Origin of the sequence: Pseudomonas sp. NCIMB 10586, assembly GCF_023127895.1 — a bacterium.
GTDB lineage: Bacteria > Pseudomonadota > Gammaproteobacteria > Pseudomonadales > Pseudomonadaceae > Aquipseudomonas > Aquipseudomonas synxantha_A.
The window spans coordinates 1-26,938 of sequence record NZ_SPKQ01000008.1; the positions used below are offsets into that span (position 1 = coordinate 1).

The window sequence follows — 26,938 nt, forward strand, 5'->3', positions numbered from 1 at the left end:
AGCTAGCGGCGTGAAAACCGAAAAGAATGTCCGAAATCACTGGACCAGTTCATACTGCCTCTCTCCTTGAGACAACCCTTTTCGAGAGCAGCGACAAGGCCTGACTAAGGCGCTCCTCGTTCAGCGCATCAAACTTCGCCCGCCACTCGGAAACAGCTCTATTGAAAGGTCTTTGATGACCTTGAAAGCCGTTGGAGAGCGGCGGTGAGTCGGAAGCCGATACTCCAGACGATGTGCGGGAACTCCTTCAGTCGCAGCGCGGCGAAAGCTCACCGCTGCAGGGATTGTGGTATGAAGCATTCGCACTTTGGGGTGATCAGAAAAGGTCTCGGCTAGCGTGTGATAAATCAGATTTGCGTCATTAGTAGCATCAAGCTTATTGATCACGATATTGAGCAAGGGTGTCGTAGCGCCCAGCGCTGCCAGAGGCTCCACATCTCTATAAAGCTGGAGCATTCCACGCTGAAACTCCCTCGCAGTCAGCATATCGGGAGTGATAGGAGAAATAGCCATCTGAGCGCCTAGCAACGCCATTTCAAGGACAATGGAGCGTGCACCCTGGGTATCTACAAGGATCAAATCGAAATCTTGAGCGAACGCCTGTATCAAATTCTTGAGGCGAAAGCGCCCATCAGCAGCATGAAGCAACAAACTTCCAAGCTGATTTAACGGATCATTCGAATGGATCAGTGAGAGATTAGGGATGCAGGTCTTGGAAATGACCTGATCGGTACGCGTCTCGTTATTGGCGATCAGTTGGTAGGTCCCGCCCGGCGCCTCATGCGTTAGCGTATAGAACGAGGACAGTGACGGCTGGGTATCGAGATCGATGAGTAAGGTACGAAGACCCGCGTCGGCGCAGAACGCGCCCAGATTGGCGCCAACCGTGGTTTTCCCCGGTCCGCCTTTGGTTGAAACGACTGCTGCGACTTTCATTGGCCTTACCTCTGAATCGAAGGATTAGAGATGGCGTCATGCTAAGCGCGCTAAGCGTTTGGATTGCTGGGTCAAATCCCAAGCAAAAAAAAGCCTGTATTTCTACAGGCTTTTCTCTATCTGGCTCCACGACCTGGACTCGAACCAGGGACCCAATGATTAACAGTCATTTGCTCTACCAACTGAGCTATCGCGGAATGCGCCGTATGTTACTGATTAAAAAGAAGAAGTCAAGCTTTGCGTTACATTCGCTTCAATTACCCGCCATGACCGCTTGAAAACGCCGGTTCCGCCGCCAGATCCAGCCAGGCCCGTGCCGCCGGTGGCAGGTGGGCGCTGGCGCGCCAGGCCAGGGCGATGTGCCAGTCGGTGTGGGGTTCGTCCAGGGGGATCAAGGCGATGCCGGCGTGTTGGTGCTTGTGCGCCAGCATTCGCGGCAGGAAGGCAACGCCCAGGCCGGCGGTGACCAGGTCGACGATAAAGTCGATCTGCCCGCTACGGGCGGTGACTTTCGGGGTCACACCTTTGCGCTCACACGCGCTGAGAATCTTGGCGTTGAGGGCGAAACCGGCTTCGAACAGGATGAACGGCGAGTCCGCCAGGTCGGTGAAGTCGATGCGCTTGCGTCGGGCCAGTGGATGGCTGATGGGCAGTACTGCGATCAGGGGTTCGTTGCGTACCGGTTGGTAGTCAAAGCCTTCGTCCACCGGCAACAGCAGTGCGGCCAGATCGACCTCCCCGGCTTCCAGGCATTCACGCAGTTTTTTACTGCCGTACTCGGTCAGTTCAATGTCGATGTCCGGGTAACGGCTGCGGTACGTGGCGAACATGGCGGCAAACAGCACCCCGCACCCCACCGGCGGCAGGCCAATGCGTAGTACGCCGCGTGTAAGACCGCGCAGGTCGTTGATTTCAGCCATCAGGTCGTTGCGTTCGGCGAGTATCACCAAGGCGCGGCGGTAGGCGATTTCACCGGCGGCGGTCAGCTCGTTCTTGTGGCCGAGGCGGTTGAGCAACGGCGTACCCAGCTCGTCTTCCAACGTCTTGATCGCCTTGCTGACGGTAGACTGAGTCAACGCTACCACCTCGGCCGCCTGGGAGAACCCACCCTGGCGCACCACTTCGACAAACGCACGCAATGTTCGCAGGTTCATCAGTATTCCTTTTGCGACTGGATAGCAGTGATAAAAGTTGTTTTTATCATGTCACAACTTTGCTTATCGTGTAGCACTTTGCCCTGTGGAGACACCGTCGATGATCATCTCGTCCGCTTCCGACTACCGCGCTGCGGCCAAGCGCAAGTTGCCGCGCTTTCTGTTCGACTACATCGACGGCGGCGCCTACGCCGAGCACACGTTGCGCGCCAACAGTTCGGACCTGGCCGAGATCAGCCTGCGCCAACGCATCCTGCGCAATGTCGACAGCCTGAGCCTGAGCACCCACTTGTTCGGCACGGAACTGGCGATGCCGGTCATTCTTAGCCCGGTCGGCCTGACCGGCATGTATGCGCGGCGCGGCGAAGTGCAAGCGGCCAAGGCAGCTGCCAACAAAAACATCCCCTTCTGCCTGTCGACGGTGTCGGTGTGTTCAATTGAGGAAGTGGCCTCGCAGAGCCCGCAGTCGATCTGGTTCCAGCTCTATGTGCTCAAGGATCGCGGCTTTATGCGCAATGCGCTGGAGCGAGCGCAGGCGGCCGGCGTGACCACGCTGGTGTTCACCGTGGATATGCCCACACCCGGCGCACGCTATCGCGATGCGCACTCGGGCATGTCCGGGCCGTACGCGGCGCAGCGGCGCATGCTGCAGGCGGTCACCAAGCCGCAATGGGCATTCGATGTGGGCTTGATGGGCCGCCCCCACGACTTGGGCAATATCTCCAAGTACCTGGGCAAACCCACCCATCTGGAGGACTACATTGGCTGGCTTGCCAACAACTTCGACCCGTCGATCAGTTGGAAAGACCTGGAGTGGATCCGCGAATTCTGGAAAGGCCCGATGATCATCAAGGGCATCCTCGACCCTCAGGATGCCAGGGATGCGGTGAGCTTCGGTGCCGACGGTATCGTGGTGTCCAACCATGGCGGCCGCCAACTCGACGGCGTGCTGTCCACCGCCAAGGCGTTGCCGCCGATTGCCGACGCGGTGGGCGATGACTTGACCGTGCTGGTGGACTCCGGCATTCGTTCCGGGCTCGACGTGGTGCGTATGCTCGCCCTGGGTGCGAAGGCGTGCCTGCTGGGGCGCGCGACCACCTATGCGCTGGCCGCCGAAGGCCAACGTGGGGTAGAGAACGTGCTGGATATCTTCGCCAAGGAAATGCGCGTGGCCATGACGCTGACCGGCGTCACTTCCATCGCGCAGATCGACCGCACGACGCTGGTCCAGCCGTGATGAAGGCGGTGTCATTTATGTGAGGTTTATTTCAGACGTTGTTTGTTCGCGACAAACAACGCGAACCACCGTGACATTAAAGTTGAACGGGTCGGCTGCAACGCCGGCCCATACCAGCCAAATAACTGGCGCCATTAATTAAAAGATAATTTTTGCTTTAATTACAGTCTTTTGATTTATAAGAACTTTTTAAAACAAAACGGCTTTGGCACGAATCTCGCTGTAACACTTCCTAAGCAGGTTAAGTGATGACAAGACGTGCGGCACGTGCCCCGGGGTTATAACTCAATGCAAAGCGGTTTAAACTGCTCCCATGTTTTACGGAACTGAAGGAACAGTAAGACGCCTGGCACTTGCCGCCCTCATCTTGCCTGTAAGACAGCCAAGTGCTTAGAGGCCACCCGCTTATGAAAACACCCACCCAGACCAACGCGATTGACTTCGACACTGCCAAATTGCAGCGCCTGGGATTTGGTCAACCTTCCCTGCGTCCACGCCGCCCCGCAACCCTGAGCGAACTGTGCCAGCAACTGAGCCAACAGTTGCAAACCAGCCTGGAGCCGGAGCGCATCCTCGGTCTGTTCTTTCGCGAAATACAACGCCTGGTGCCGCTGGATGCGTTGCAGTATCGCCATGCCGCCAGCGACCTGCGCCTCGAGTTCGGTCATCGTGGCCACCATTCGGTGAGCTACACCTTGAGCCACGAAGGCGAGCACCTTGGGGAACTGGTGTTTCGCCGCAACCAACGGTTGATCGACGAGGAACTGAGCCAGCTCGAATCCCTGCTGGTGACGTTGCTGTATCCGATGCGTAACGCCCTGCTCTACCGTGCAGCCACCCGCAGCGCCCTGCGCGATTCGCTGACCGAAACCGGTAACCGCGTGGCCATGGATCAGACGCTGCAACGGGAAATCGACATGGCCAGGCGGCATCTGCACCCCTTATCCGTGCTGATGCTGGACATCGACCACTTCAAGAGAATCAATGACACCCATGGTCACGCCGCCGGCGATAGCGTGCTGCGCACCGTGGCGGGGGCGATCAAACACCAGTTGCGTAACGTCGACATGGTATTTCGGTTTGGCGGGGAAGAGTTTCTGATCCTGCTGTCCAACACCGGACGCGATGCAGCGAAGATGGTCGGTGAGCGTTTGCGCCAGGCGGCACAAGCCCAGGACTATTGGGTGGAAGGCACGCGGGTCGAATTGACGGTGAGCCTGGGTTGCTCGACGCTGCTGGCGGCCGAATCGGCTGAAAGCCTGCTGCGCCGGGCAGACAACGCTCTGTACGTGGCCAAGCGCGAAGGCCGCAACCGCTTGGCGATGGCGGGGTAAGTCCCCGCCATCACGTTTACATCACGCCTCGCTGGCAACGCGCACCGGGCGCTCGCGAATGGCTGGCGCCTTCTCTTTGTCTTTCTCTACGTTCTCCAGGCGCATGCAGCTTTCCAGGAACAGGTACATGTAGTCGTAGCTTTTGCATACTGCCTGGCGCAACTCTTCCTGCAGGGCCTTGCCAGGGTTGTTCCCGGCCAGGGTGCAGATGATTTCCAGGGCTTCCCACGGGTGGGCGTCGTCGTACTGGGCGTGCATCTTCAGCCACTTCATCGCCCGCTTGCGATCTTCCTCGGGGAAGGCGTCGGCATACACACCGGTAGAGCAGACCACGGCAGACCACTCCCCTGTCGCACCCTCGATCGCATAGTTGGTGGCGGCAATCGCGACGATCAACGAATCCGCCGAGCTGGTGTGCCAGCACCAATGGCTCAGTGCATGCAATTCCGGCGGCACGTCCTGGGCTTGCAGCTCTTCAAGGCTGACACCATGGGCACGCGCCCAATTCACCCAATAATCAGCATGGTTGAGTTCCACGCGAATGTTGCGCATCAGCCAACGTCGCGCCATATCCTCACCCGGGTGGCGGGCGAACTTGGTCTTGGTCAGGTTTTGCGCCATGTACAAAGCAAACTGTTCCACCACCGGCCAACCACCAATGAGGTAGTGGCGCATGGTCTTGGCGCTGAGGGCGTTGTCGCGCATACGCTGATACAGTTCGTGCTCGACAACCCGACGCTTGCTCTCGCTACAGGCCTGGATCAATTGCTGCGCCCAGGCTGGGTAACTAGAGGCTTCCATAAGCGGCCCGGTTCTGTTGAATGTGTCGATCACTGTAGGGCTCCTTTTTAAGTGTGATTTTACAGACCAGCAAATGTTTCAGCGGAATGTGCCGGGCGCCTTGAACACCAAGGGCTGAGGCCGCACGGGTCGACACTGCAAGCTATCAAAGGTAAACAATTGCGGGCGTTCAATCAGGTAGCCCTGAGCGTAATCCACACCGATCTCAAGCAACGCTTGTTCGATCTGGGGTGTTTCAACAAATTCGGCAATTGTGCGCTTACCCATGACGTGGCCGATGTGGTTGATCACTTCGACCATGGCGCGGTTAATCGGGTCGTCCAGCATATCCTTTACGAAACTTCCATCGATCTTCAGGAAGTCTACAGGTAAATGTTTCAAATATGCGAATGAGGACATTCCGGCGCAAAAGTCGTCGAGTGAGAAATGGCAACCTAACGCTTTGAGTTCATTAATAAATCGAATGGCACTACCCAAATTGGCTATAGCGCTGGTTTCAGTTATTTCAAAACAAATCATTTCTGGTGGAATGCTGTAAGCACCGAATTTCTCACGTAAAAAACCTAGAAAATCGTCATCACCGATAGTTATTCCTGACAGATTAATCGCACACATGGCCATAGGACGGCCCGGACGTTCAGTCATGCATCGAGCAATGATCTTGAATACGTTTTCAACCACCCAACGATCCAGCGACGTCATCAAACCGTATCGTTCGGCTGCCGGGATAAAACTGTCGGGCAAAATGATGCGCCCGGCTTCGTCATGCAGGCGTAGAAGAATTTCGATGTGCCCATTGCCGGCTTCGGTGTGGCCCAACGGCGAGATTTCCTGCGCATAGAGGCAAAACCGATCCTCCTCAAGGGCAATGTGCAGGCGCTGCACCCAGGCCATTTCGCCAAAGCGCAGCGACAACTCGGAATCATCGGCGTGATAGACCTGTATGCGGTTGCGCCCTTTTTCCTTAGCCATGTAGCAGGCCATGTCGGCCGCCCGCAGGGAGGTTTCCAGGGTGGTTGGGGTTTGCGAGATATGCACAAGGCCGATGCTGACGGTGGTCATGAACGGTCGGCCTTTCCACACAAAGTGCAGGCTTTGCACCGTATGGCGCAAGCTCTCGGCGATCTTTTCCGCCACCGGCGCCGGGCAGTTCTCCAGCAGAATGCCGAACTCGTCCCCCCCCAGGCGTGCCAACGTATCGCCCTCGCGCAAGTCAGATTGCAACAGCGCGCAGATGTGGCGCAGGAGTTCGTCGCCTGCCGCATGGCCGCAGGTGTCGTTGACCAGCTTGAACTGGTCGAGATCGAGAAACATCAAGGCATGTCGCCCATTTTGCTGGCGTGCCACCTGTTGCAGTACCTGCTCAAGACGGAACTCGAATTCGCGGCGATTGGCCAGGCCAGTCAAGGCGTCATGGGTCGCCTGCCACGAAAGGTTGGCGATGTACTGGCGCTCCTGGGTCATGTCGTGCAGCACCAACACCGCACCGCTGACCTTGCCGGCACTGCGGATCGGCGCGCCCACCAGCGTGACCGAGACGGTGCTGCCGTCCAGGCGCTGGATCAGCTTGGAATGCTCGCTGCCGCCACTGAGTTGGCCCTTGATGATGTGTTCAATCAAGGTAAAGCCGTCGGGCTCGGCGTTTTCATCCAGCAACTTGAATAACGCCGCCAACGGCAAGCCCTGGGCCTGCTCCGACTTCCAGTGGGTCAGCGCTTCGGCCGCGGGGTTCATATAGGCAATGGCGCCGTCGACGTCGGTGGTGATCACCCCGTCACCAATCGACTCCAACGTGATCTGCGCCCGCTCCTTCTCCGCCTGCAGCGCGTCAGCGAAGGCGTGGCGCTGGGCCAGCAACTTGTGGGTACGCAACAGCGCCAGGACGATCAGCCCCAGGGCGGTGGCCAGGTTGGTGATCAACAACAGGCGCAGGATCATTCGCGAACCTTCGCCCAGCGCATCACTGAACGCCTTGGCGGCCGGCGTTACACCCTCGTTGATGGCAATGATGCGCGCTTTCCAGGCGCGCACATCCTGCTCGGTGACCTGATCGGTGCTGATGGCGCTGTGCATCTGCTGGGCCAGTTCATCCAGTTGCTCAAGGTAATCATCGCCCACCGTCCACAGTTCAATGGCTTTTTCCAGGTAGCTGAAATGGCGGAAGTTGAGGTACAGCCAGATCAGGCTGGGGACGTCGTCCGGGTGATTGCCACCCTTGAGGATGCCCAGGCGCGCGGCAGCCAGGTTTGGCGTGGCCCGATCCAGAGCCACACGCAGCTCATGCCCGCCTTGAGGTACGGCAATGGCATGCTGGTATTTGAGATAGGTGGCGTCGTCGCGGCTATCGGCATACAGCGTCAGGTAATAGATGGCATCCTTCTGGCCCTTGGACCACAAGCTTTCGCCAGCCACATAGCCACGCACCGCAGAGAGCACGTAGAGACTGCCACAGCCTAACAATGCCTGGAACAAGACAACGGCAATAAAGGGCCAGACGATACCCAACAACCGTGGCGTTCCGAGAGTCCGCTTTTGCTTCATGAAGTCCCTTACACATGCACAGCTTGATACGCACGCGAAAATCCGCTTCCGATAGCACAGCCTAAGCTAAATCAACGCACTTGTTGCAGGTGTCCGTAAAGTTTGGCGTAGAGCCCGCCGTCGGCGATCAATTGCTGATGATCACCATCCTCGGCGATGTGCCCGCCATCGAACACCAGTACTCGGTCAGCCTGTTTCACCGCGGACAGCCGGTGGGCGATGATCAGTGTAGTACGCCCGCTGAGAAACCGCGCCAATGCCTGGTGCAGGTTGTACTCGGTCGCCGCATCCAGTGCCGAGGTGGCTTCGTCCAGAATCACCACTTTAGGCTCGGCGAGCACCATGCGGGCGATGGCCAGGCGCTGCCGTTGACCACCGGAGAAGCGCACACCCGAGCGCCCCACCACACTGTCCAGGCCCATGGGCAGCGCCCTGACAGTAGCATCCAGCTGGGCGATTTCCAGCGCCTGCCAGCAGGCTTGATCGGAGCGAGTGCGGCCCATGGTCAAATTGGCGCGCACGGTGTCGTTGAACAGCGCCGGGTGTTGCAGGACTACGGCGACGTTTTCACGAATGGTTTCCAGGCCGATCTCCTGCTGGGTGGCCCCCCCAAAACGAATGCTGCCGGCCTGTGGTGTGTAGAGCCCCAGCAGCAACTGCACCAGGGTACTTTTGCCGCCACCGCTGGCGCCGACAATCGCCACCTTCTCCCCCGGCGCGATCGCCAGGTTCAATTGGTCGAGCACCAGGTCCTCGCCGTAGCCGAACTCCAGGCCACGCACCTCGATACCGACAGTCTCATGCCCGGTAAACGGGTCGGCACCACCGGCGTACTGCGGCTCATCGGCGCGTGCCAACAGCTCGTTGATCCGCGTCAGCGCGCCGCCCGCGGCGTAGTAGGCGTATTGCAGGTTCAGCAGTTGTTCCACCGGGCCGATCATGAACCACAAGTAGCTGAACACGGCGAGCATCTGGCCGATGGACAGGTCGGAGAACAGCACCGTAAGCATGGCTGCCGCACGGAAAATGTCGATACCGAACTGGAACAGCAACCCACTGGCGCGGCTGGAAGCATCGGTTTTCCATTGGGAATGAATCGCATAGTCGCGCACTTCCTGGGCACGCTGGCCCAGGCGCCCGAGGAAAAAGCCCTGGCGATTGCCGGCGCGCACTTCCTGGATGGCATCGAGGGTTTCGGTCAGTGCCTGGGTAAAGCGCGAGGTGCTGTCGTTCTCCAACTTCTTCAGATGCTTGACGCGCTTGCCCAATTGCACGGTGGCGTAGATCACCAGCGGGTTGAACAACAGGATCAATAGCGCCAGCTGCCAATGCATCCACACCAGGATTGCCGACGTGCCGACCAGGGTGAGCATCGCCACCAGGAAACGGCTGAGGGTTTCGCCGACGAATTTGTCCAGGGTGTCCAGGTCGGTGACCAGGTGGGTAGTGACCGTACCACTACCCAGGCTTTCGTACTCACCCAGGGAGATCCGCTTGAGGCGTTCGATCAGGCGCACGCGGATGCGATAGACGATGTCCTTGGCCAGACGCGCAAACAGCCGCGCCTGCACCACGTTGAACACCAACGCACCACAGCGCAGGGCCAGCGTTACCAATAGCATCAGGCCGATGTAGCCGGCGGCTTTCTGCCACCCCAGGGGCAACGCGTGGTTCATCACCTTGAGCGCGGCATCGCCGTGGCCCAGCAGCACTTCGTCCACCAGCAATGGCAACAGCAGGGGGATCGGCACACTGCACAGCGTCGCCAGCACGGCCACGCCATTGGCGATCCACAGGGCTTTCTTGTGACGCAGCGCCAGACGGCGAATCTCTGCCCAGGTCAGGCGGTCAGTGCGTTGAGGTTGCTCATACACAGGCAGCTCGCTCCAGCCATCGACCCAATAACGGCGACAGCTCGGACAGCGGCTGGTAACCATTGGTCAGCAAGGCCAACTGGCCATTGCGCTCTGCGAGCAACGTCGGGAAACCGGCGATCCCCAGATCCTGCACCCAGGTGAAATCGGCGGCCGTGGCGGCATGCTGCTCGGCGCGGTCGAACTCGCCTGCAAACTCGATACGCGGAATACCGGCCTGCTCGGCCAGGTCCACCAGCACATGGGCGAGGGTCACGTCCTGTCCCTCGACATAGAACGCGCGCTGGATCAGCCCCAGCAGCTTCCAGGCGCAATCCGGCGCCAGGCTGCGCGCGGTGACGATGGCACGGCAGGCAGGCTCGGTGTCGTAGACAAACCCGTCAGGCAATGCGCCCTCACGCTTGAATGGCTGGCCGGTGGCCTCGGTCACCGCTTGCCAGTGCTCAAGAATGTAGCGCCGGGTGGTCGGCTCCAGCGCTGCACCGCTACCGGTACGCAAACCGCCCACCACCAGGTGCACGTCCACGCCGGCCGCCTGGGCCTGCTCAACCAGCGCCTGCGCGACCGGGGCGAAGCCCCAGCACCAGGAACACATCGGATCCATTACATAGAGCAGGCGCGCAGACATGGCTCAGGCCTCGGAAGGAGTTTGCTTGTAGTTGAAACCAATCGGGTGCGGCATGTTGCGGGCCTTGGCCAGCTCGATCTGCTTCTGCCGGTCGATCGCGCTGCGACGGGTCTTCTCCGGCAGCTTATCCCAGCAATGGGGGCAACTGATGCCAGCCACATAATGCTCAGAGGCGCGATCTTCTACGCTCACTGGTGTGCGGCAGGCATGACATTGATCGTAGTCGCCTTCGCTCAAGTCGTGGCGCACGGTCACGCGATTGTCGAACACAAAGCAGTCGCCCTGCCATTTGGTTTCTTCCTGGGGCACCTCTTCGAGGTACTTCAGGATCCCGCCCTTGAGGTGATAAACCTCATCAAAGCCTTCGCTGAGCATATAGCTCGACGCCTTCTCGCAGCGAATGCCGCCGGTGCAGAACATGGCGACTTTCTTGTGCTTGGCCGGGTCGAAGTTGGCTTTGATATAGTCAGGAAATTCGCGAAAACTGGTGGTCTTTGGGTCGATTGCGCCCTCAAAGGTACCGATTGACACCTCATAATCGTTACGGGTGTCGATCAACAGCACTTCAGGATCGCTGATCAGCGCGTTCCAGTCTTGCGGGTCGACGTAGGTGCCGACTTTTTTGTTCGGGTCAACACCTTCGACGCCCAGGGTCACGATCTCTTTCTTGAGCTTGACCTTGGTTCGATAGAACGGCTGGTCGTCGCAGTAGGATTCCTTGTGGTCGATGTCGACCATGCGCGGGTCTTTTTTCAGCCAGGCCATCAGGCCATCGATACCTTCGCGGCTGCCGGAAACGGTGCCGTTGATGCCTTCTTCGGCGATCAGCAAGGTGCCTTTGATGCCGTTGTCGACCATCGCCTGCAGCAGTGGCTCGCGCAGGGCGACGTAATCTTCGAGGGTGACGAACTTATACAGTGCCGCCACAACAATCGGTTGAGTCATGGGTGTTCTCTCCAGGTGGCTACCCTCGTAAGGGGTGAACCGGATGCAAAAAGGCGTCGGTCAGGCGACGCGGCGCGCATTCTAACAAAAGTGCGGCGCCATCGCATCGACACGCAGCCGCTGATATGTCCTCAGCGATGTGGGTTACGTACCCCTTCCACTCGGTACCGCTGGCCGCCGAGATGGCTGAACATCAAACGATAGGCACCGCGTCCACGAGCAGCGGCGTAGCCGTGCAAATCAGCGGACCATAGTTGGTCTCTGTGAGCATGCCAATGAACCGCGCCAAAACGCCCTTCACGCAAGTGGCTGAGGGTAAGGGCAATACTGCGGCGCTCGCGGCCCGATAGTTGGGTATCTACAAGCCTCGCGGTATCGAACTCCATCTGCGGGGTAGCGGCTCTCGCTGCCGCCGGCGCCACCAACGGCACCTGCGCCTGTGCTTGCCGACCACCGCGTGCGCGACTTGAACCAGCCACCGGTGTCGTCACCCCAACCTCGAACGCGCTTGGCCCCGCCTGCTGACCGCTCGCGGCAGCGGACTCACGTGCTGGACTTCGCAGCACTATCACGCCATAGCCCATGCGTTTCAACTCCGGCATCGGGTTACGATTCCCCCCCAGTACGCGTTCGAGGTCTTCCGCCTCGTCCACAGGCCCCACGTAGCCACGGAGGGTCCCCTGACGCCGATGGACCATAAGGGTAATGCCTTTTTCAGCATGACGGCGCGCGTAGGCAAAATTCACCAGCCGCTCCGTTTCTTCGTGACTCAGCCCCGCATCCTCCGCCGCAGCAATCGCCGTCTCCGAAACGGCCCTGGCGAAATTTTCTTCCTGTTGTTGCGCTGCGCTGGCCAGGGCCTGCGGCTGCATGCTTTGATAGGTAATGAAGCGGGCGGTACCAACCAGCAGGCCTCCCACCAGCCCCCCCACGGCAGCTCCCACCCTCGCATCGCCCAGCAACGCTCCCGCCCCCAGGCCCAGCAAGGCCAGAACCAGGATGAGTATGATCTCGTCCTGTATCTGAGGATTTTCCATGTCGGTAGGCTGCAACCCCATTGAATCAACGAACGTGACCGGGTTGTTGAACGCCATGAGATAAGGATTCAGCTGCGTCCCTCCCCCAACGGGGTCGGGGCTTATCCAGCGCTGCAACCATGGGGCGTAATAGCGGAAACCGTAGTAATACAAACCGCTGCCGTCACGCTCCTTGCCTGAATATCGACGGGTTTTGTAACTGCCCTCCACCGCGTTGCGCGATGCCCACCACGCTGTCCCCCCATACGGGAAATAACTCTCCTGACTCAATAACTCGGCCTCTTCGCCCAACTCCAACCCATGGCTCGACTGCTGATCGGTCAGGCAGAAACGCAGGGCTTCATCGTCAGCCCCCTCATCAAGTCCCAGCTCCCATTGCAAGACCTCCACCGCGCAGCGCGCTACGTCAAGGCGCAACACATTCAATCGACGCAATGGCCACTGGCGAATTTCCAGGCCTGGCAGGTAATAGACACGCGCCGTTTGTCGACTGCCGGCAACCTGCTGGTGAGTGAGCTTGAGCACACGCTGGCCGTCGCCTGCATACACATAAGCTTCCTCATCCGAGTCAGCTCCGTCGCGCACAACTGACGTGACCCTGGACAACTGATTACGCACATTCCACGCCATCGCTACACCACGCCCCAGCCGTTGCTGATTGCCATTGGCGTCAAAACCCTGCGCCAACGCGCCAACCGGATGCTCGCTAGACAACGCGCGGTTGCTGCCACTGGCGACCTGCATGTCGCGCGTGTAACCGACGCCACTGGACGGCACATGCCGCAACCGGGTCAGGTTGCCCCCCTCGTCATAAGCATAATGCTGGGTGTAGTTGCGACATAAACCGGCATCGGTCGAACCGAACGAAATACGCGCAGGCAGTGCTGGGGTGATGGCGGCGACGGTACTTTCCCGGCCTGTCGCCTGGGTCAGTTGGTACAGCGAGTCGTATTGATAGCAATAGGCGGCATTCACTTGCGTGTTGTGGCTCCATTGGGCCGGTTGCGCCTGATCCCGCAGCTTCGAAACATTTCCCACGGGATCATAGTCGTAGCGCAAATCCTGTAATGGCGCCGCCGGCTCATTTTGGCGGTACGCCATCAACCGGTTCATACGGCCATCCTCGGGCCGATAGGCGGCCAGACTGCTCACGCCATTGCCCAACCGGGCCGTCTCCACCTGACCGGCGGCATTATAGACGTAGCGATCTATCACGGTTTTGCGTGCGCCACTTTTCAAGGCGAGGTGAATATGTTTCGTCTGTCCGTCCAACCCATAGGCAAACTGCCGACCATTACCCTTGGCGTCGACCTGTTCCAACGTGCCGCCGAGGGCATCAAATATCCAGCGTGTGGTGTAACGCTCGCCGTCCAACTGCGCGTCCTGATCGGCCAGAGCAAGCGGCCAGTCAACATCGCCCGACGCCTCGCGAAATCGCCGCGTCTGCCGAAGCACTTGCCCGCTCATCCCATACGCTTCGAACACTTGGGTGCCAGCCGGGTCGGCATGGCACACCAGACGGCCACCGCGGTTAAGCGCGCGGTGCTCAGACGTTGGGGCGGCATATACCAGGCGTTCGACACACCGGGGTCGCTCTTCGTCGGCAGCCTGTTCGAACACCGCCACCGGACGTTGCAAGTCATCGTAGTCGTGGCGCTGATAGGCCCCCCTACCATCCCAGACCTGCAACAGTTGCCCGGATGGCGCTGCCAGCATCAGCCGCATGCCGGCGTCCACATCGTGGTTGCGGATCAGCGTCCCGGACAGGCTGTACACCGACACCTGATTCGCCTCGATCAATGGTTCATGTGATTTAAGGGTATGCAGGCGAGAGTCCCACTGCTCAAGCATCAGGCCGCTGGCCCCATAGACTTGACGCCTGACACGGGCCGTCGGCGCAGCCTGGGGGGTAGCGCGCAGATAAGCGACACTGCGGACCGTCAACCCACGGGGGTCGAATGCTACAAGCGAGGGCGTATTTCGATGAAGTGAAGCAGACATGATCACATGGCCTGAGTTGCACAATGGTCAGAAAAGCCTAGGGCTCATGTCTTGCACAGAGGTGGTATCGGTGTATAGGCACCTCAACCGGCGTGCACCGACGACGCCTGTAAATACCTATACCTGGCCCCGTTAACCTGCGTGATAGCGTTTTTCATTGCCCGCCGGCACCCTCGGCGGGCGTGAAGGAACGTATGAATATGCAAACCGACAGCAGCCCCTTGCTCGCCAAGCTGATTGATCACTCACGTCCTCCCGCCCCCGGTCGGGACGATTTCAAGACCGCCCTGCAGCGCCTCAACCTCACCTCGGTATTGGACATCGTACGATTGTCCGAAAGAGCCTTTGCCGAGCAACTGGCAACGTACAACGATGACGATGCACACACGGTGTACCTCAAGGCCCAGAGCGTCGCCGCGCAACTGGAAACGCTATTTCGCGAACAGCAAGTCTCGTCCCCCCCTTCTTCACCGCGCAATAAACGCAGTCTCCCCCCCGAGACCAGCGCAACCTACCAGGCCTTGTTCAAGGAAAAGTGGGACCAGTTCTGCTCCAGTTCGTCGATTGCAGCGGTTGATTCACCGACTGCCTACCTGCGGGCGCTCTATTTGTTCGCCCTGCAGCTGGAAGAAAATACCAAGGACGCAAACGCGCTCAAGCTGTCGCAGCGACGCCCGGAACTCAAAGACCAGGTGATCAACCAACATAGCGTTTCGGGCCAGGTTCCCATGTTGTCGATCGTCAACCAGATCTTGCTCAAAAATATCGCGCCGGCCAAAGAAGAAGATACCTATAAGGTGCTGAGTGAAACCTGGTATCCGTTTTCTCTGCCCTATCATTTGCACCATCAGCAATGCCAACAGGGCCTGTCGGGCGACAAGCCGGCGTTGGGTGAGTTGAACTATCGCATCAGTCGCCAATTGCCTCTGGCGGGAGAAACCAGCACTTACGGGCAGGTCGGCGAACAGAACAACGAAGTCCAGTGTCAGTTATCGGGGTTGAGCCCTCAACAACAGACAATGCTGAAAGCTAAATGGGTTACCGAAACAGAGGTGGAAAAAGAGGAAAAGGTGAAAAAGTTCCATCTCCAGTTTTACAACTGGACGATAGATCAGACAGGACCAGAGAAACTCACTGACTTTCTGAACCATACACAACTGGATGCCGACCAACTTCAGGCGCTGCTTGCACAACAGACTCAGTCACCACGCCAATCGCCTAACTGCAAGCAAAACCCCGGCCTCACCTACGGTGCGTGCTATATCAACGGCACGACCACACCCGCTATCAGCCTGGACAACGCCAAGCTGACCCACGTTAGCCTTGAGCGCTTCGACAGGCTGCAACGCATGATTCGTCTACAGCGCTGGCTCGGCCTGCCTTTCGCGCAATTGGACACCCTGATAGTCAGCGCCATGCGCTGTGAAGGCCATCGCAACAGCACGCTGCTGATCACCCATAACACCCTCCGGTCGCTGGGGGTCTTTTGCTATTTGAGCAAACGCTACACGTTGCAAGCCGAAGAATTTGCCGCCCTGCTTCATCAGTTACCCGTCCATGCCTCAGGCGACCGCGTGTCATTGTTCGACCAGGTGTTCAATCGCACGGGTTCCGCCCTGCCTCCCCTGTATCTGGACAGCGCTACGTTCGACGGTACCACCCGGCAACAGCTCTGCGCGGGGTTGGGCCTGCAAGACACCCAGGATTCGCTTCAACTACTGATCAACCCCAACAAACCTGCAACCCGCACGATCGAGACGGTCAGCGAGATCTATCGGCAAGCGAGAGTCGCTCGCCTGTTCGGGTTATCGGTCGTGGAATGCCGACAGTTGGTGCAAATGCTCGGGAATGCGAACTTTCTCATGCAGCTGCGCAACCCAACGTTACGCAACAAACCGAAGGGCACGACTGACTTCCTCGACATACTCATGCACCTGGAGTGGGCCAGCCGTTGGTTTAAAGAAAACGGCAGCAGCCTGACGCTGCTCAGACGCCAGCTATTGCTGGATCGCCAGGTCCAGGACCCGATCATGAATCAGCTATTGAAGGAGTTCGCCAGCTATGACCAAGCGTCTCTTTCCAAAGCGTTGCAACTGCTTGATCTTCCTCAGCAACCCGGTGACGAAAAAGATCGTTTACCCGCCGTTGACTGGGAGTCCTTGGCCTATACGGCGCTGCAACGGATGCGTCCCAATAACAGCATCGAGATGGCGCTCGATCAAGTGCTCTCTTCCGTTCAAATCAGCACGATGCCTGCACGTACGACACAGTTGATCGACCGAGCGAAACCTAAGCTCAGCACACTGCTGAGCAACGCGCGGAATGAGTTGTGGGCTTTATATCTACGCCTTAAAGAAATCACCCAAGCCGACCTCCATGAGCCAAGCAAAGCCAACGGCTATCAAAAATACGACAATGACCAGCATTTCCTGCGGTTATATGCCCCCGCTGCTTCGCCGCTGCAAACGCTCAGTTATCTGATACTGCGGTTACCTCACGCCGCCGATATTCTGCAACTGCCCCTCAGCCCACAAGTACTTCACCAGTTCCTGGTCAATCCGCACTGGCTCGCGAGCAAGTACAAGATGTCTTCGTTGCTTGAACTCACCCCGTACAACCTCTACCTCATGCAGCAGTTCAAACATTGCCTACACCACTGCGGCCTCACGGAAGAGCAACTGCTCAACTACTTCGAACACGCCAATACCCTGCCCAACGGCGCTACGCAAAACACCAGTGAAGAAACGAACGAGCGTCTCGCTCAACTTTTAGGTTGGAATGCCAGTGAAATCGACGTCTTCTGCGACAAACTGAGACCTCCACGCATTACCTCAATGATGCGCCTGGACTGGGTGCTGCGCTGCCGCCAAGCCAGCATCGACACAGGCCTGCCTGCCAACATGCTGATCAAAGCCAGCGAACTGAAAGCCGACTCTACATTTGCTGACTGGAAGAGCGTCGGTGAGGCGATCACAAGTGCGTATTCATAACCCACTCACACCCTACTCACATTCGACCTGCTCAAGGATTGATCATGTCTCACTCGCTTAATCAACAGCTCAATGAAAGCCTGCGCGACGCCATGCTCGCGTACTACCTGACCTACAAGGTACCTACCGACTTAAAGGAAAAGATCACCCATGCCGACGATCTTTACGAATACTGGCTGCTCGACGTACAAGTCAGCCAAGCCGTACCGACCAGCCCGGTAGCCTGTACCATCTCCAGCCTGCAGCAGTACATCACGCGCATCCAACTCGGCCTGGAACCGGGCTATGAAAAGCAGGGCATGACCGCGCAACAGGACACGTTATGGCGCGAACAGTTGCACACCTACGCTCTCTGGAACGCCAACCAACAGTTGCACTATCACCCCGCCAACTACTTGGACCCGACATTACGGCGTGACAAGACCGACAGTTTTGAACACTTGGAAAACGACCTGAGCCAGTATCGAATTCAAGCGGATACCGTCACCACGGCGGTTCACAATTACTTGGCCAGGTTCGAGGAAACCGCCAACATACGCACGATCAACGGTTATATCGACGCCGACTTGAGCAAGCTGCATAGCGGCACCTATTACTTCGTCGGTAAATCGAGTTCCGAAAACACCTATTACTGGCGCTCCCTCGACCTGTCCAAGCGCGCAGGCTCGGTACTTTTTCAGGACGCCTGGTCAGACTGGGAGAGAATCAACTTGTCGGTCTCCGACGCCACCGCCGAGCAAAGTATCCGGCCGGTGTACTTCAATAACCGGTTATTTTTCATCTGGGCCGAATGCATCAAACCCGCCCCCACCAGTTCCGTCCCACCGGCGCAAACGGATTCAGGGGAAAAAAAACAGCTGACCGAATGGATCAACAGCCGCTACGTCAAGTTTCGCCTCAATTTTTCTTATAAAAAGCACGATGGTAGTTGGAGTGCACCCAAAGCCTGCATCGAGGAGCACTGCGCCACCGAAGACGTCAACGCATTGACCTCTGCCTTTCTGAAAACCATTACGCAGACGGTAGCTATCGTCGACAGTAACGGCCCCCCGGTACTGTTTTTAAGTGTGCTGGCCACCAGCCGTAAAGACCCCAAACAGCAGGAGAACTTTATTGGCAAATTTTTCCAGGCTGTCCACGTCGACCAGTCCTTCAACATCACCACCATCGCCGATGGCGGCAGCCCCGAGCGCTACAGCGTGCTGCCCGGCTCACAGGTGGACGAAGAGATAAACCGACTCCTGGAACACTTCGATCCGTCGCAGAAGACAAAAGTGCAGACTGTCGTTCAAGGCAAAGATCAAAGCGTGAGTGGGTACTACAGTGAGTTGCTGCCTGACACCGCCCGGCAATACCTCACGTTCTTTGCTCATAAAAACCAAGGTAACTTGCAGTTCAAGGTGACCCCCCCAAACAAGCACTCGATTTCCCCCAGGGAGGAAACGATTACCGAAAACAACATTCATTGGAACTTTGGAAAAAATCGAGAAAAAATAAAAAACCCAGAAACAAGTGACGTCTCTTTTGATTCAAATACCAATGAACTCGTATTTACTTCCACCCTCAATGAAAATTTCCGGCAATCGTACAGCGTCACATTAACAAAAGAAGCCCCTAAGGATATTAGCATCATACTGATAGTAGACGACGCACTGGATGATCCGAAAGCCACTCAGCTCAAACTGACCAGTGAGTCTAAAATTACCGGCCCAACAGACGAGTTAAAAACTGATTTTTACGCTCTTTATTTTAAAAACACGGCCACGCATGACGAGTTCCCCAACGCTGTACATATCAAAAACGGGTTACTCATTAACGCTAAATCCAAAGACGGGAACACCGTCTCACTCGAAGATCATTATATCGACAAGAATGCGTTCATCAGTTTATACACCGGTACAAAAAACTCCATCCAGGTCGCCCTTGACCGCTACAGCAAATACCCAGACGCAAACAAAAAGACGTCGCTGCACGCACAAAATACGTTGACCATCAAAAGGCCCAACGTGCGCACATCTAATTTACGTGCCTATAAGCACATCATTATGAGAGCCAATTTCAAAGACTACCCATTCACCGAAAAAATCAATGCCAACTCACATCAAATCATCAACTATCAGGACACTACCCACGAAAGCCTCACCGGATCAAATCCCGAATTACCCAGCGGGCATCGGGTCACGGCGCGGATTCCAGTGACCACGGAGGAAATAACGTCGGGCATCACCCTGATACACGGGGTGGTGACGCTTGAGCCTGCCAAAGAAGACGACTCGACAATTCTCGGCTATACCCTGAAAGCGACCACCTTGAAGCTGGCCCCTTCCACCTCTGACACAACGCTCAATCAACAACTGGCGCCGACGATCAAAAGACAGACGTCGGAAAAACTCGGCACCGCCGAATTTATTGATTTCCCAACGAGCACCTCAACCCCGCCTGCCGACACGCCCCCCCGCCTTCGCATGAATACCTGTTTTGCCGGCAACCTGGTCAAGGCGGCCAATGTCAGCCTTGAGCATTTGTTTTCGTTAACACCGAAAACGTGGCAAGAACCTCCACTCACGCCAGGTGGAGCAGCAGAGGACATTGACTTTAACGGGGCTCACGGCAAGTACTTCTGGGAGCTGTTCCTGTACGTGCCCTGGTTGGTTGCCCACCGCCTGAATCAGGAGCAGCAGTATGTCGAAGCCCAAGCCTGGCTCAAACACATCTTCGACCCAGGGCGATTGGCCGATACGGCCAGCGAGCGCCCTGCATTTTGGGGATTCAACGAGCTCGTTCGTACGGGTCCGCTCCCCGGTTCAGTCACTCACGACCCACATAAACTGGCGATTCGCTCACCGGTGCATTTTCGCAAAGCAATCTACCTGCTTTATCTCGACATACTGCTCAATCGTGGCGATGCAGCCTATCGGCAACTCACCCCCGACAGCCTGACCCAGGCCAAACTCTGGTACACGCGAGCCAATCACTTTCTCGGGCCACGCCCCCGCGTCACCACCACTGAACCGTGGGATGAAATCACCCTCGAAAGTTTGACGACGAGCCGCTCTAAAGCCCTGGTAGAACTGGAGCAAGAAAACCCACCAATCAATGTCAACCCTGCGACCGAAAGCACCGCACTGGCTTCGCTCACGGACACCGATAATCTGTGCCTACCCTTCAATACCGATCTGGTGGCGCGCTGGGACAAGCTCGAAAGTCGCCTGCATAACCTGCGCTACAATCTCGATATCACTGGCAAACCCTTGCGCCTGTCGCTGTACGCAACCCCGCTCTCACCTCTGAAGCTGTTGGCCAGCCGCAGCAGCGGTGCCTTCGGCGAAGGAGGCGCGGCGCCGTTCATTGACGCGCAAGTCGGCCATTATCGCTTCCAGATCATGCTGGGCCACGCGCTCACGGCAACCGAGGCGGTGATTCAATTCGGCAACACGGTGCTGAGCCTGATTGAGCGCAAGGAACAGGCTGAATACCTGGAGTTGCAGCAACAACAAGCCTGGGACTTGGCCAATATCGTCGTCACCCAACAACACCAGGCATTGTTGCTCGACGAGAAAAACCGCCAGGCACTCGGCGCCAGTCGTAGCATGATCGAATCCCGGATGCGCCACTACGAACGCCTGCTCACCGAAGGCATCAGCCCCGCAGAAGCACACGCAGGCCAACTCTACCTGATCAGTAGCGGATTCGAGGCCGCAGGTTCCGCCGCCGCCGCAGCGGCCGGCATCGCGATGATCGCGCCGAACATCTTCGATACGAGTACCGGCGGGTCGCGCTGGGAGGGCCCGTTTTATGCAGCCCAAGCCTTGGCTCAAGGCGTCGCGACAGTGTTGCGGGGCACTGCCGCAGACCTGGACCGTTCCGAGCAATTCAACCGTCGGGAGCAAGAGTGGGCGCATGCCCAGGATCAGGCCCGACTCGAATTGGCACAGGTCGATGCCCAGTTACAAGCCTATGCCGAGCAGGAAAAAGCCACGCGCCTGCAATTACGCCTGGCCGAGACCTCCCTGGCCCAGGCCTGGTCGAACTATCAATTGCTGGCCAAGCGCTTTACCAGGGCACAACTGTATGACTGGCTCAATGTACAACTGAGCAAGTTCTACTACCAAGTCTATGACCTTAGCCTTTCCCTGTGCCGCACCGCGCAAGCGTGCTGGCAGTACGAAGTCGCAGACTATGCGAGCACGTTTATCCAGCCCGGTGCCTGGAACAACAACTACCGCGGCTACCTGGCGGGTGAGGCCCTGAAGCTGTCGCTGTTGAAGATGAATGCGGCCTATGTGGACCAGAACGTGCGGGACCTGGAGATCGTCAAGACCATCTCCCTGCGTCATCGCATGATCGATTGCAAAGTCTCCACACCCACAACAGACACAACCGGCACTCAATCATCGAGTACACAAAACACATGGGCCGAGCATAAACGACAACTGGTCGATAACGGCACGCTGTGCTTCAAGTTGCCCGAGGCTCTGTTTGAAGAGGATTACCCCCACCACATCCTGCGGCGAATAAAAAGCATCAGCGTGTCGTTGCCCGCGACGCTAGGCCCCTATGAGGACATCAAGGCGATACTGACCCAAACCCATAACGAAATCGTATTGCCCGCAGGCGAGCGGCGCCGCGACATGCGTGCCCATCAGCAAATCGCACTGTCCACCGGCCTGGATGACAACGGCCTGTTCACCCTCAACTTCGAGAGCCACGATCGCTACTTGCCCTTCGAATACACCGGGGCCATCTCCAACTGGACCCTGGAATTCCCCAATCACAGCCGGCAAGAAGCCGTACTCCAATCAATCAACGATATCGTCATTCACCTGCGTTACACCGCCAGGGTGCCAGTTGCCAGCGGGGGTAAGGTATGAACGACGATACGCCCAACCTCCAAGTCAATACCCCGGCCCTGCCCAAAGGCGGCGGTGCCATTCAAGGCACCGGCAAAGGCTGGGGCGATGTCGGCGCCAGCGGTATGGCCACCTTTGAGATTCCCTTGCCGATCTCTCCCGCGCGCGGTTACGCGCCGGCCATGTCGCTGGCCTATCACAGCGGCGCTGGCAACGGCCCCTTCGGATTGGGTTGGGGGATACCCCTGCCGGCTGTCAGCCGGCGTACCTCCCATGGTGTGCCGGCCTACACGGAGCACGACGTACTGGTGGGCCCCGACGCGCAAATATGGCTACCCGAACGCGACGCCGAAGGTGCGATCGTCAGCCGCGCCGCGACCTCCTTCAATGGTTTGCCACTGACCATCGCCTACACGGCCACCCGGTACTTTCCGCGGGTTGAGAGCCATTTCGACCGTATCGAGCACTGGCACTCGGCAACCGATGCTGCAGGCTTCTGGTTGATACAAAGTGCCGATGGCAGTCAGCACTTTTACGGGAAGACCCCATTGGCCCGAATTGCCGATCCGGACCACCCGCACCATGTGGCGCAATGGTTGTTGCAGGAAAGCCTGAATACCCACGGCGAACACATTTATTATCACTACAAAAAAGAAACTGACTCCTCACGCTACCCGAGGGACTGTCGAGCCCAGCGTTACCTGGAGCGCGTCTGCTACGGCAACTTCACCGCCGAGGAGCAGGAACAACTCTACCTTTGGAAGACCGACGATGAGCCGGGCATGGGCTGGCACTTTCAGTTGCTCTTTGACTATGGCGAACGTGACCTTGAGCTGGATAAGCGGCCGACGTATCAGAAAATCCGGGAGTGGCCGACACGACCCGATCCTTGCTCGGATTTTTCGTTCGGCTTCGAGCTACGCACCCTGCGCTGTTGCAACCAGATTCTGATGTTTCACCACTTCCCCAAGGAAGCGCAAATGGGCACCGACCCGGTGCTGGTCAAACGTCTGCTGCTGGAATACCGCGCGCCCACCCATGTCAGCCTGTTGATTGGGGTCCATGAGCAGGCCTTCGACAGCTCGGGCAATAGTGTGAGCCGCCCGCCGCTGGAGTGTTTTTACCAATCGAGCCAGCTCAAGGTAGACAAGAGCGGCTATAAGCCCTTCAGTTCGCTGCCCGGGCTGCATGACAGCGATCGCTATCAACTGGTCGATCTGTATGGCGAAGGCATACCGGGTGTGTTGTATCGCACTGACAAGAGTTGGTACTACCGTGAACCGCTCAGGCCGCAGCACACGAAAACCAGCGACGAGGTGATTTACGGCGCGGCCCAGGAGTTGGCGCGGGTGCCGGTCGCCGACAGCAGCCGGCCCATCCACCAGGCGCTGGCCGATGTGGACGGCGATGGCCGTTTGGACTGGCTGGTTGCCCACCCAGGAATGAATGGCTTTTTCAGCCTGGATGAACAGCGTAACTGGTCAGCCTATACGTCGTTCGATGCATTCCCCTCGGAGTTCTTCCACCCCCAGGGCATCCTCGCCGACTTGATGGGGACGGGACGCCCTGACGTTGCCATGATCGGCCCCCGTAGCGTACGCCTGTATGCCAATCGCCGAAGAAAAGGCTTCGAACCCGCCATTGAGGTGCCTCATAAGCTCGATGACGTCTTGCCGATCGTTTCCGCCTCGCCTAACGAGCTGGTGGCGTTCAGCGATGTACTCGCCACGGGCCAACAGCATCTGGTGCGTATCCGGCATGACGAAGTGAAATGTTGGCCGAACCTGGGTCGAGGCCGCTTTGCCCGAGGGTTTGTGTTGGCTACGTTGCCACTGCGTTATGAAACGTTCAAGCCGGCCAATGTACTGCTCGTCGACCTCAATGGAGGTGGCGCTACGGACTTGCTGTATTTGAGCGCCGCCCACCTGTGGATTTTCCTCAATAAAGGCGGCAACGGTTTCGAGGCGCAGGCGATCAAGGTCCCGTGGCCAGAGGGTGTGCAGTATGACGACCACTGCCAGGTCAACATCGTCGACGTGAGCGGCCGGGGCTGCCCTAGCCTGATCCTGACCGCCGCCCACCAGACCCCCATCCATTGGCGCTACGACTTTTTCAGCCACAAGCCCTGGCTGCTCATACGCACCGACAACAACATGGGCGCCCAGGCGGCGATCAAATATCGCAGCAGCGCCCAGGAGTGGCTGGACGAAAAACGCGAGCTGCATGCCAAGGGCCAGCCCGCTATCAGCCAGTTACCCTTTGCGCTGCTGCTGGCCAGCCAACAAACCCAACGAGACGAAATTACCGGCAACCAGCTGACCCAGCGCGTGAGCTATCGTCAGGCTTATTACGACCGTGTGGACCGCAAGTTTCGTGGCTTTGGGCTGTTGCTGCAAACCGACACCGACAGCCGCAAAGACGCCCCTCACGCGCCGGGTTCAAGCGCTCCCGTGCTCAGCAAAACCTGGTTTCATACCGGGCGATCCCTTGACATGCCCTGCCTCGGCCAGAGCACTCACGACCCGAACGCCAAGGCTCCCGGCCGCACGCTGGTCAGCCGCTACAGGGGGACAGCTGGGGCACAACCGCTGGATCATCATGACGACTTGATCAGCGACCCCGCACCGGCGCTGGCACGCGACGTGGCCCGTGCACTCAGTGGCGCGGTGCTGCGGGTCGAAGTGATGGCAGCAGACCCGGCGCAAGACGCCGTGCCCTACTCGGTCAAACACCAGCGGTATCTGGTCCGTGAACTGGCCCCCGCCAGTGCTCATACGCCCTACCCCCGGTTGCTGCCATTAGCGCTGGAGTCGATCAGCTATCAATACGAAGGCGTGGAAAACGATCCCGTCTGCCAGCACCAGATCAATCTGCGCTGGGATGCCTATGGTTACCTGGTGCATAGCGTGACCCTGCATTATGCCCGCCGTACCACCACCGACAGCCCGCCGCCCGCCGTGCTGGTGGATGAGCACCAGCAGCGCTGGTGGCACGATACCCATGACAACGCGCAACAATTCTATTACCTGAGCGAAACGCTGGCGCAGCCCATTCATCTGGACGACGCACAGCAGTGGTGCCTGGCCTTGCCCTACCGCCAACGAGACAACGCCCTGGTGCTCGGCAAGGCGCCGGCGCCTGGCGGGCTGGACCCTGCGCGTATCGCCTATGAGGTGTTCATCGATACCAGCGTCGGGCCGCTGGCCGCAGGGGCCAGCCGCACCCTGAGCGGCTTGTCGCTGCAGTACTACCGGCAGGCCGGTAGCTCCGGTAAAACCCTGGAGCCTGGCGTCGCCACCGTCCAGGCATTGACTGACTATCTGGAAATCGCCGAGCTGGATGACCAGGCCATAAGTGCCTACAACGACATTCCGGCCATGCCCAACCAACCCAAGGTGGACCTGGTGCAAAAGCTCACCGACAGCGGCTATCACACCATGGAGTTGTTTTTTCTATTCGACGGCGAGGTGCCGCCCAAGGAAAACCGACTGTGGTCGATTCGCCGGCACTTTCCCCGCTATGGCAAGGCCACCCAGTTTTATCGGATAAGGGCGCTGCGGGCCACCGAGGCCCATGGCGAAACAAAGCTCACCTATGACCCCTACACGTTGCAAACCGTGCGCGTAAAAATGCCCGACGATTGTGTAACCAAGGCCGAATACGACTATCGATTGCTGCTGCCGATAAAAATCGTCGACCCCAATGGCACTATTCAAGAAGCGCTTTATGACGGTTTTGGGCAGTTACTCGCCAACACCTTTTACGGCCACGAACAAAGCCTCAGAGTGGGCTTCGCCGCTCTGGAAAGCTACCGCCCGCGCAAAAATGTAACGCCCGCATTGGCCATCGAACAGGCGCAAAGCGTGCTGCAAGACATGGCCAGCGCGCACTGCTACGCGCCTTTCAGTTGGATGGGCAGCATCGACTTGGCTCTGGTCAAGCCCGAGTGGATTACCAAGGGGTATCTGCTCCCCGGCGGGCATATCCGCATGAGCGCGCGATCGCGGCTGGGTGGTGCTCGCCAGCCCCTCAGTGACAGTGCAAAACAACTCAAGGCGTTGATCGATGAGGCCAGCCGTACGCCGGTACATGGGCTCATATTGCAAGCTGACCGCTACCCCGGCGATGCCGAACAACAGGTTCGCATGACCCTGACCTGCTGGGATGGCTTCGGCCGCTCATTGCAGACCAAGCAGAAGACCGAACCAGGCCCGGCCCATGCCGTCGACGACAAGGGCAACCTGTTGGTCGACGAACTGCCGGATGCAAACGCCACTTTGAAGAAACAGCTGCGCCAAGTGCAAGCCGACCCCCGCTGGCGCATCAGCGAGCGTGTCGAATACAACAACAAGGGCCTGGTCATTCGCGTCTACCGCCCCTACTTCGCCGACAAGCACACCTACGTCAATGATCAATCCATGCGCGAGCTGGGCCACAGCGACCGACAGTTCTACGACCCCCTCGGGCGCCCGACAAAGACATTGACCGCAGGAGGATTTATGCGGCGTAACACCTATTGGGCCTGGTACACCGTCAATGAGGACGAAAACGACACTTATGCAGAGCTGAACTCCGACAACATACTGACTGATACCCCCTAAAGACCTGGG

At 58.1% G+C, this 26,938-nt stretch carries 13 protein-coding genes and 1 tRNA gene; 5 read left to right on the top strand and 9 right to left on the bottom strand.

All coding sequences use genetic code 11. From position 1 onward, the window contains the following. Window positions 1-120: 120 nt before the first annotated feature. The 3 genes from E4P01_RS03710 to E4P01_RS03720 form a co-directional block, all read right to left on the bottom strand. Window positions 121-936, bottom strand: coding sequence for a ParA family protein (locus tag E4P01_RS03710; RefSeq protein ID WP_248129898.1), 816 nt, complete (start codon window positions 934-936; stop codon window positions 121-123). A gap of 121 nt (window positions 937-1,057) precedes the next feature. Further along, window positions 1,058-1,133, bottom strand: a tRNA-Asn gene (locus tag E4P01_RS03715). A gap of 60 nt (window positions 1,134-1,193) precedes the next feature. Further along, window positions 1,194-2,090, bottom strand: coding sequence for a LysR family transcriptional regulator (locus E4P01_RS03720; RefSeq protein WP_032880168.1), 897 nt, complete (start codon window positions 2,088-2,090; stop codon window positions 1,194-1,196). A gap of 100 nt (window positions 2,091-2,190) precedes the next feature. Here E4P01_RS03720 and lldD point away from each other — a divergent pair, with 100 nt between their 5' ends. Then, the gene (gene lldD, locus E4P01_RS03725; RefSeq protein WP_194438814.1) at window positions 2,191-3,327 is read left to right on the top strand and encodes an FMN-dependent L-lactate dehydrogenase LldD; all 1,137 of its coding nucleotides are present in this window, start codon (window positions 2,191-2,193) and stop codon (window positions 3,325-3,327) included. Between the two features lie 407 nt (window positions 3,328-3,734). Further along, the gene (locus E4P01_RS03730; protein WP_005789880.1) at window positions 3,735-4,661 is read left to right on the top strand and encodes a GGDEF domain-containing protein; all 927 of its coding nucleotides are present in this window, start codon (window positions 3,735-3,737) and stop codon (window positions 4,659-4,661) included. Between the two features lie 21 nt (window positions 4,662-4,682). Here the strand turns inward: E4P01_RS03730 and E4P01_RS03735 are convergent, their stop codons facing one another. The 6 genes from E4P01_RS03735 to E4P01_RS03760 all read right to left on the bottom strand — a co-directional run bounded on the left by E4P01_RS03735 (window position 4,683) and on the right by E4P01_RS03760 (window position 14,338). Continuing rightward, complete coding sequence (locus tag E4P01_RS03735) at window positions 4,683-5,495, bottom strand: iron-containing redox enzyme family protein (protein ID WP_032880165.1); 813 nt, start codon at window positions 5,493-5,495, stop codon at window positions 4,683-4,685. A gap of 45 nt (window positions 5,496-5,540) precedes the next feature. Continuing rightward, complete coding sequence (locus tag E4P01_RS03740; protein WP_078821907.1) at window positions 5,541-8,003, bottom strand: EAL domain-containing protein; 2,463 nt, start codon at window positions 8,001-8,003, stop codon at window positions 5,541-5,543. Between the two features lie 71 nt (window positions 8,004-8,074). Then, window positions 8,075-9,877, bottom strand: coding sequence for an ABC transporter ATP-binding protein (locus tag E4P01_RS03745; protein ID WP_005789883.1), 1,803 nt, complete (start codon window positions 9,875-9,877; stop codon window positions 8,075-8,077). After that, a complete protein-coding gene (locus E4P01_RS03750) occupies window positions 9,870-10,505 on the bottom strand; it encodes a DsbA family protein (RefSeq protein ID WP_078821909.1) in 636 nt (211 codons plus the stop codon). The genes E4P01_RS03745 and E4P01_RS03750 overlap by 8 nt, the downstream gene beginning before the upstream one ends. A 3-nt stretch (window positions 10,506-10,508) precedes the next feature. Beyond that, a complete protein-coding gene (locus tag E4P01_RS03755; protein ID WP_078821910.1) occupies window positions 10,509-11,450 on the bottom strand; it encodes a rhodanese-related sulfurtransferase in 942 nt (313 codons plus the stop codon). 131 nt (window positions 11,451-11,581) lie between these two features. Beyond that, a complete protein-coding gene (locus tag E4P01_RS03760; RefSeq protein ID WP_216091874.1) occupies window positions 11,582-14,338 on the bottom strand; it encodes an RHS repeat-associated core domain-containing protein in 2,757 nt (918 codons plus the stop codon). Window positions 14,339-14,688: 350 nt separating this feature from the next. Between E4P01_RS03760 and E4P01_RS03765 the strand changes: the two genes are divergently transcribed. The 3 genes from E4P01_RS03765 to E4P01_RS03775 are packed head-to-tail and all read left to right on the top strand — an operon-like array spanning window position 14,689 to window position 26,929. Continuing rightward, on the top strand, window positions 14,689-17,478 hold the full coding sequence (locus E4P01_RS03765; protein ID WP_248129900.1) for a Tc toxin subunit A: 2,790 nt from the start codon (window positions 14,689-14,691) through the stop codon (window positions 17,476-17,478). A gap of 44 nt (window positions 17,479-17,522) precedes the next feature. Further along, complete coding sequence (locus E4P01_RS03770) at window positions 17,523-22,349, top strand: neuraminidase-like domain-containing protein (protein WP_248129901.1); 4,827 nt, start codon at window positions 17,523-17,525, stop codon at window positions 22,347-22,349. Then, window positions 22,346-26,929, top strand: a complete 4,584-nt coding sequence (locus E4P01_RS03775) for a SpvB/TcaC N-terminal domain-containing protein (RefSeq protein WP_216091877.1) — start codon at window positions 22,346-22,348, stop codon at window positions 26,927-26,929. The genes E4P01_RS03770 and E4P01_RS03775 overlap by 4 nt, the downstream gene beginning before the upstream one ends. Window positions 26,930-26,938: the final 9 nt, after the last annotated feature.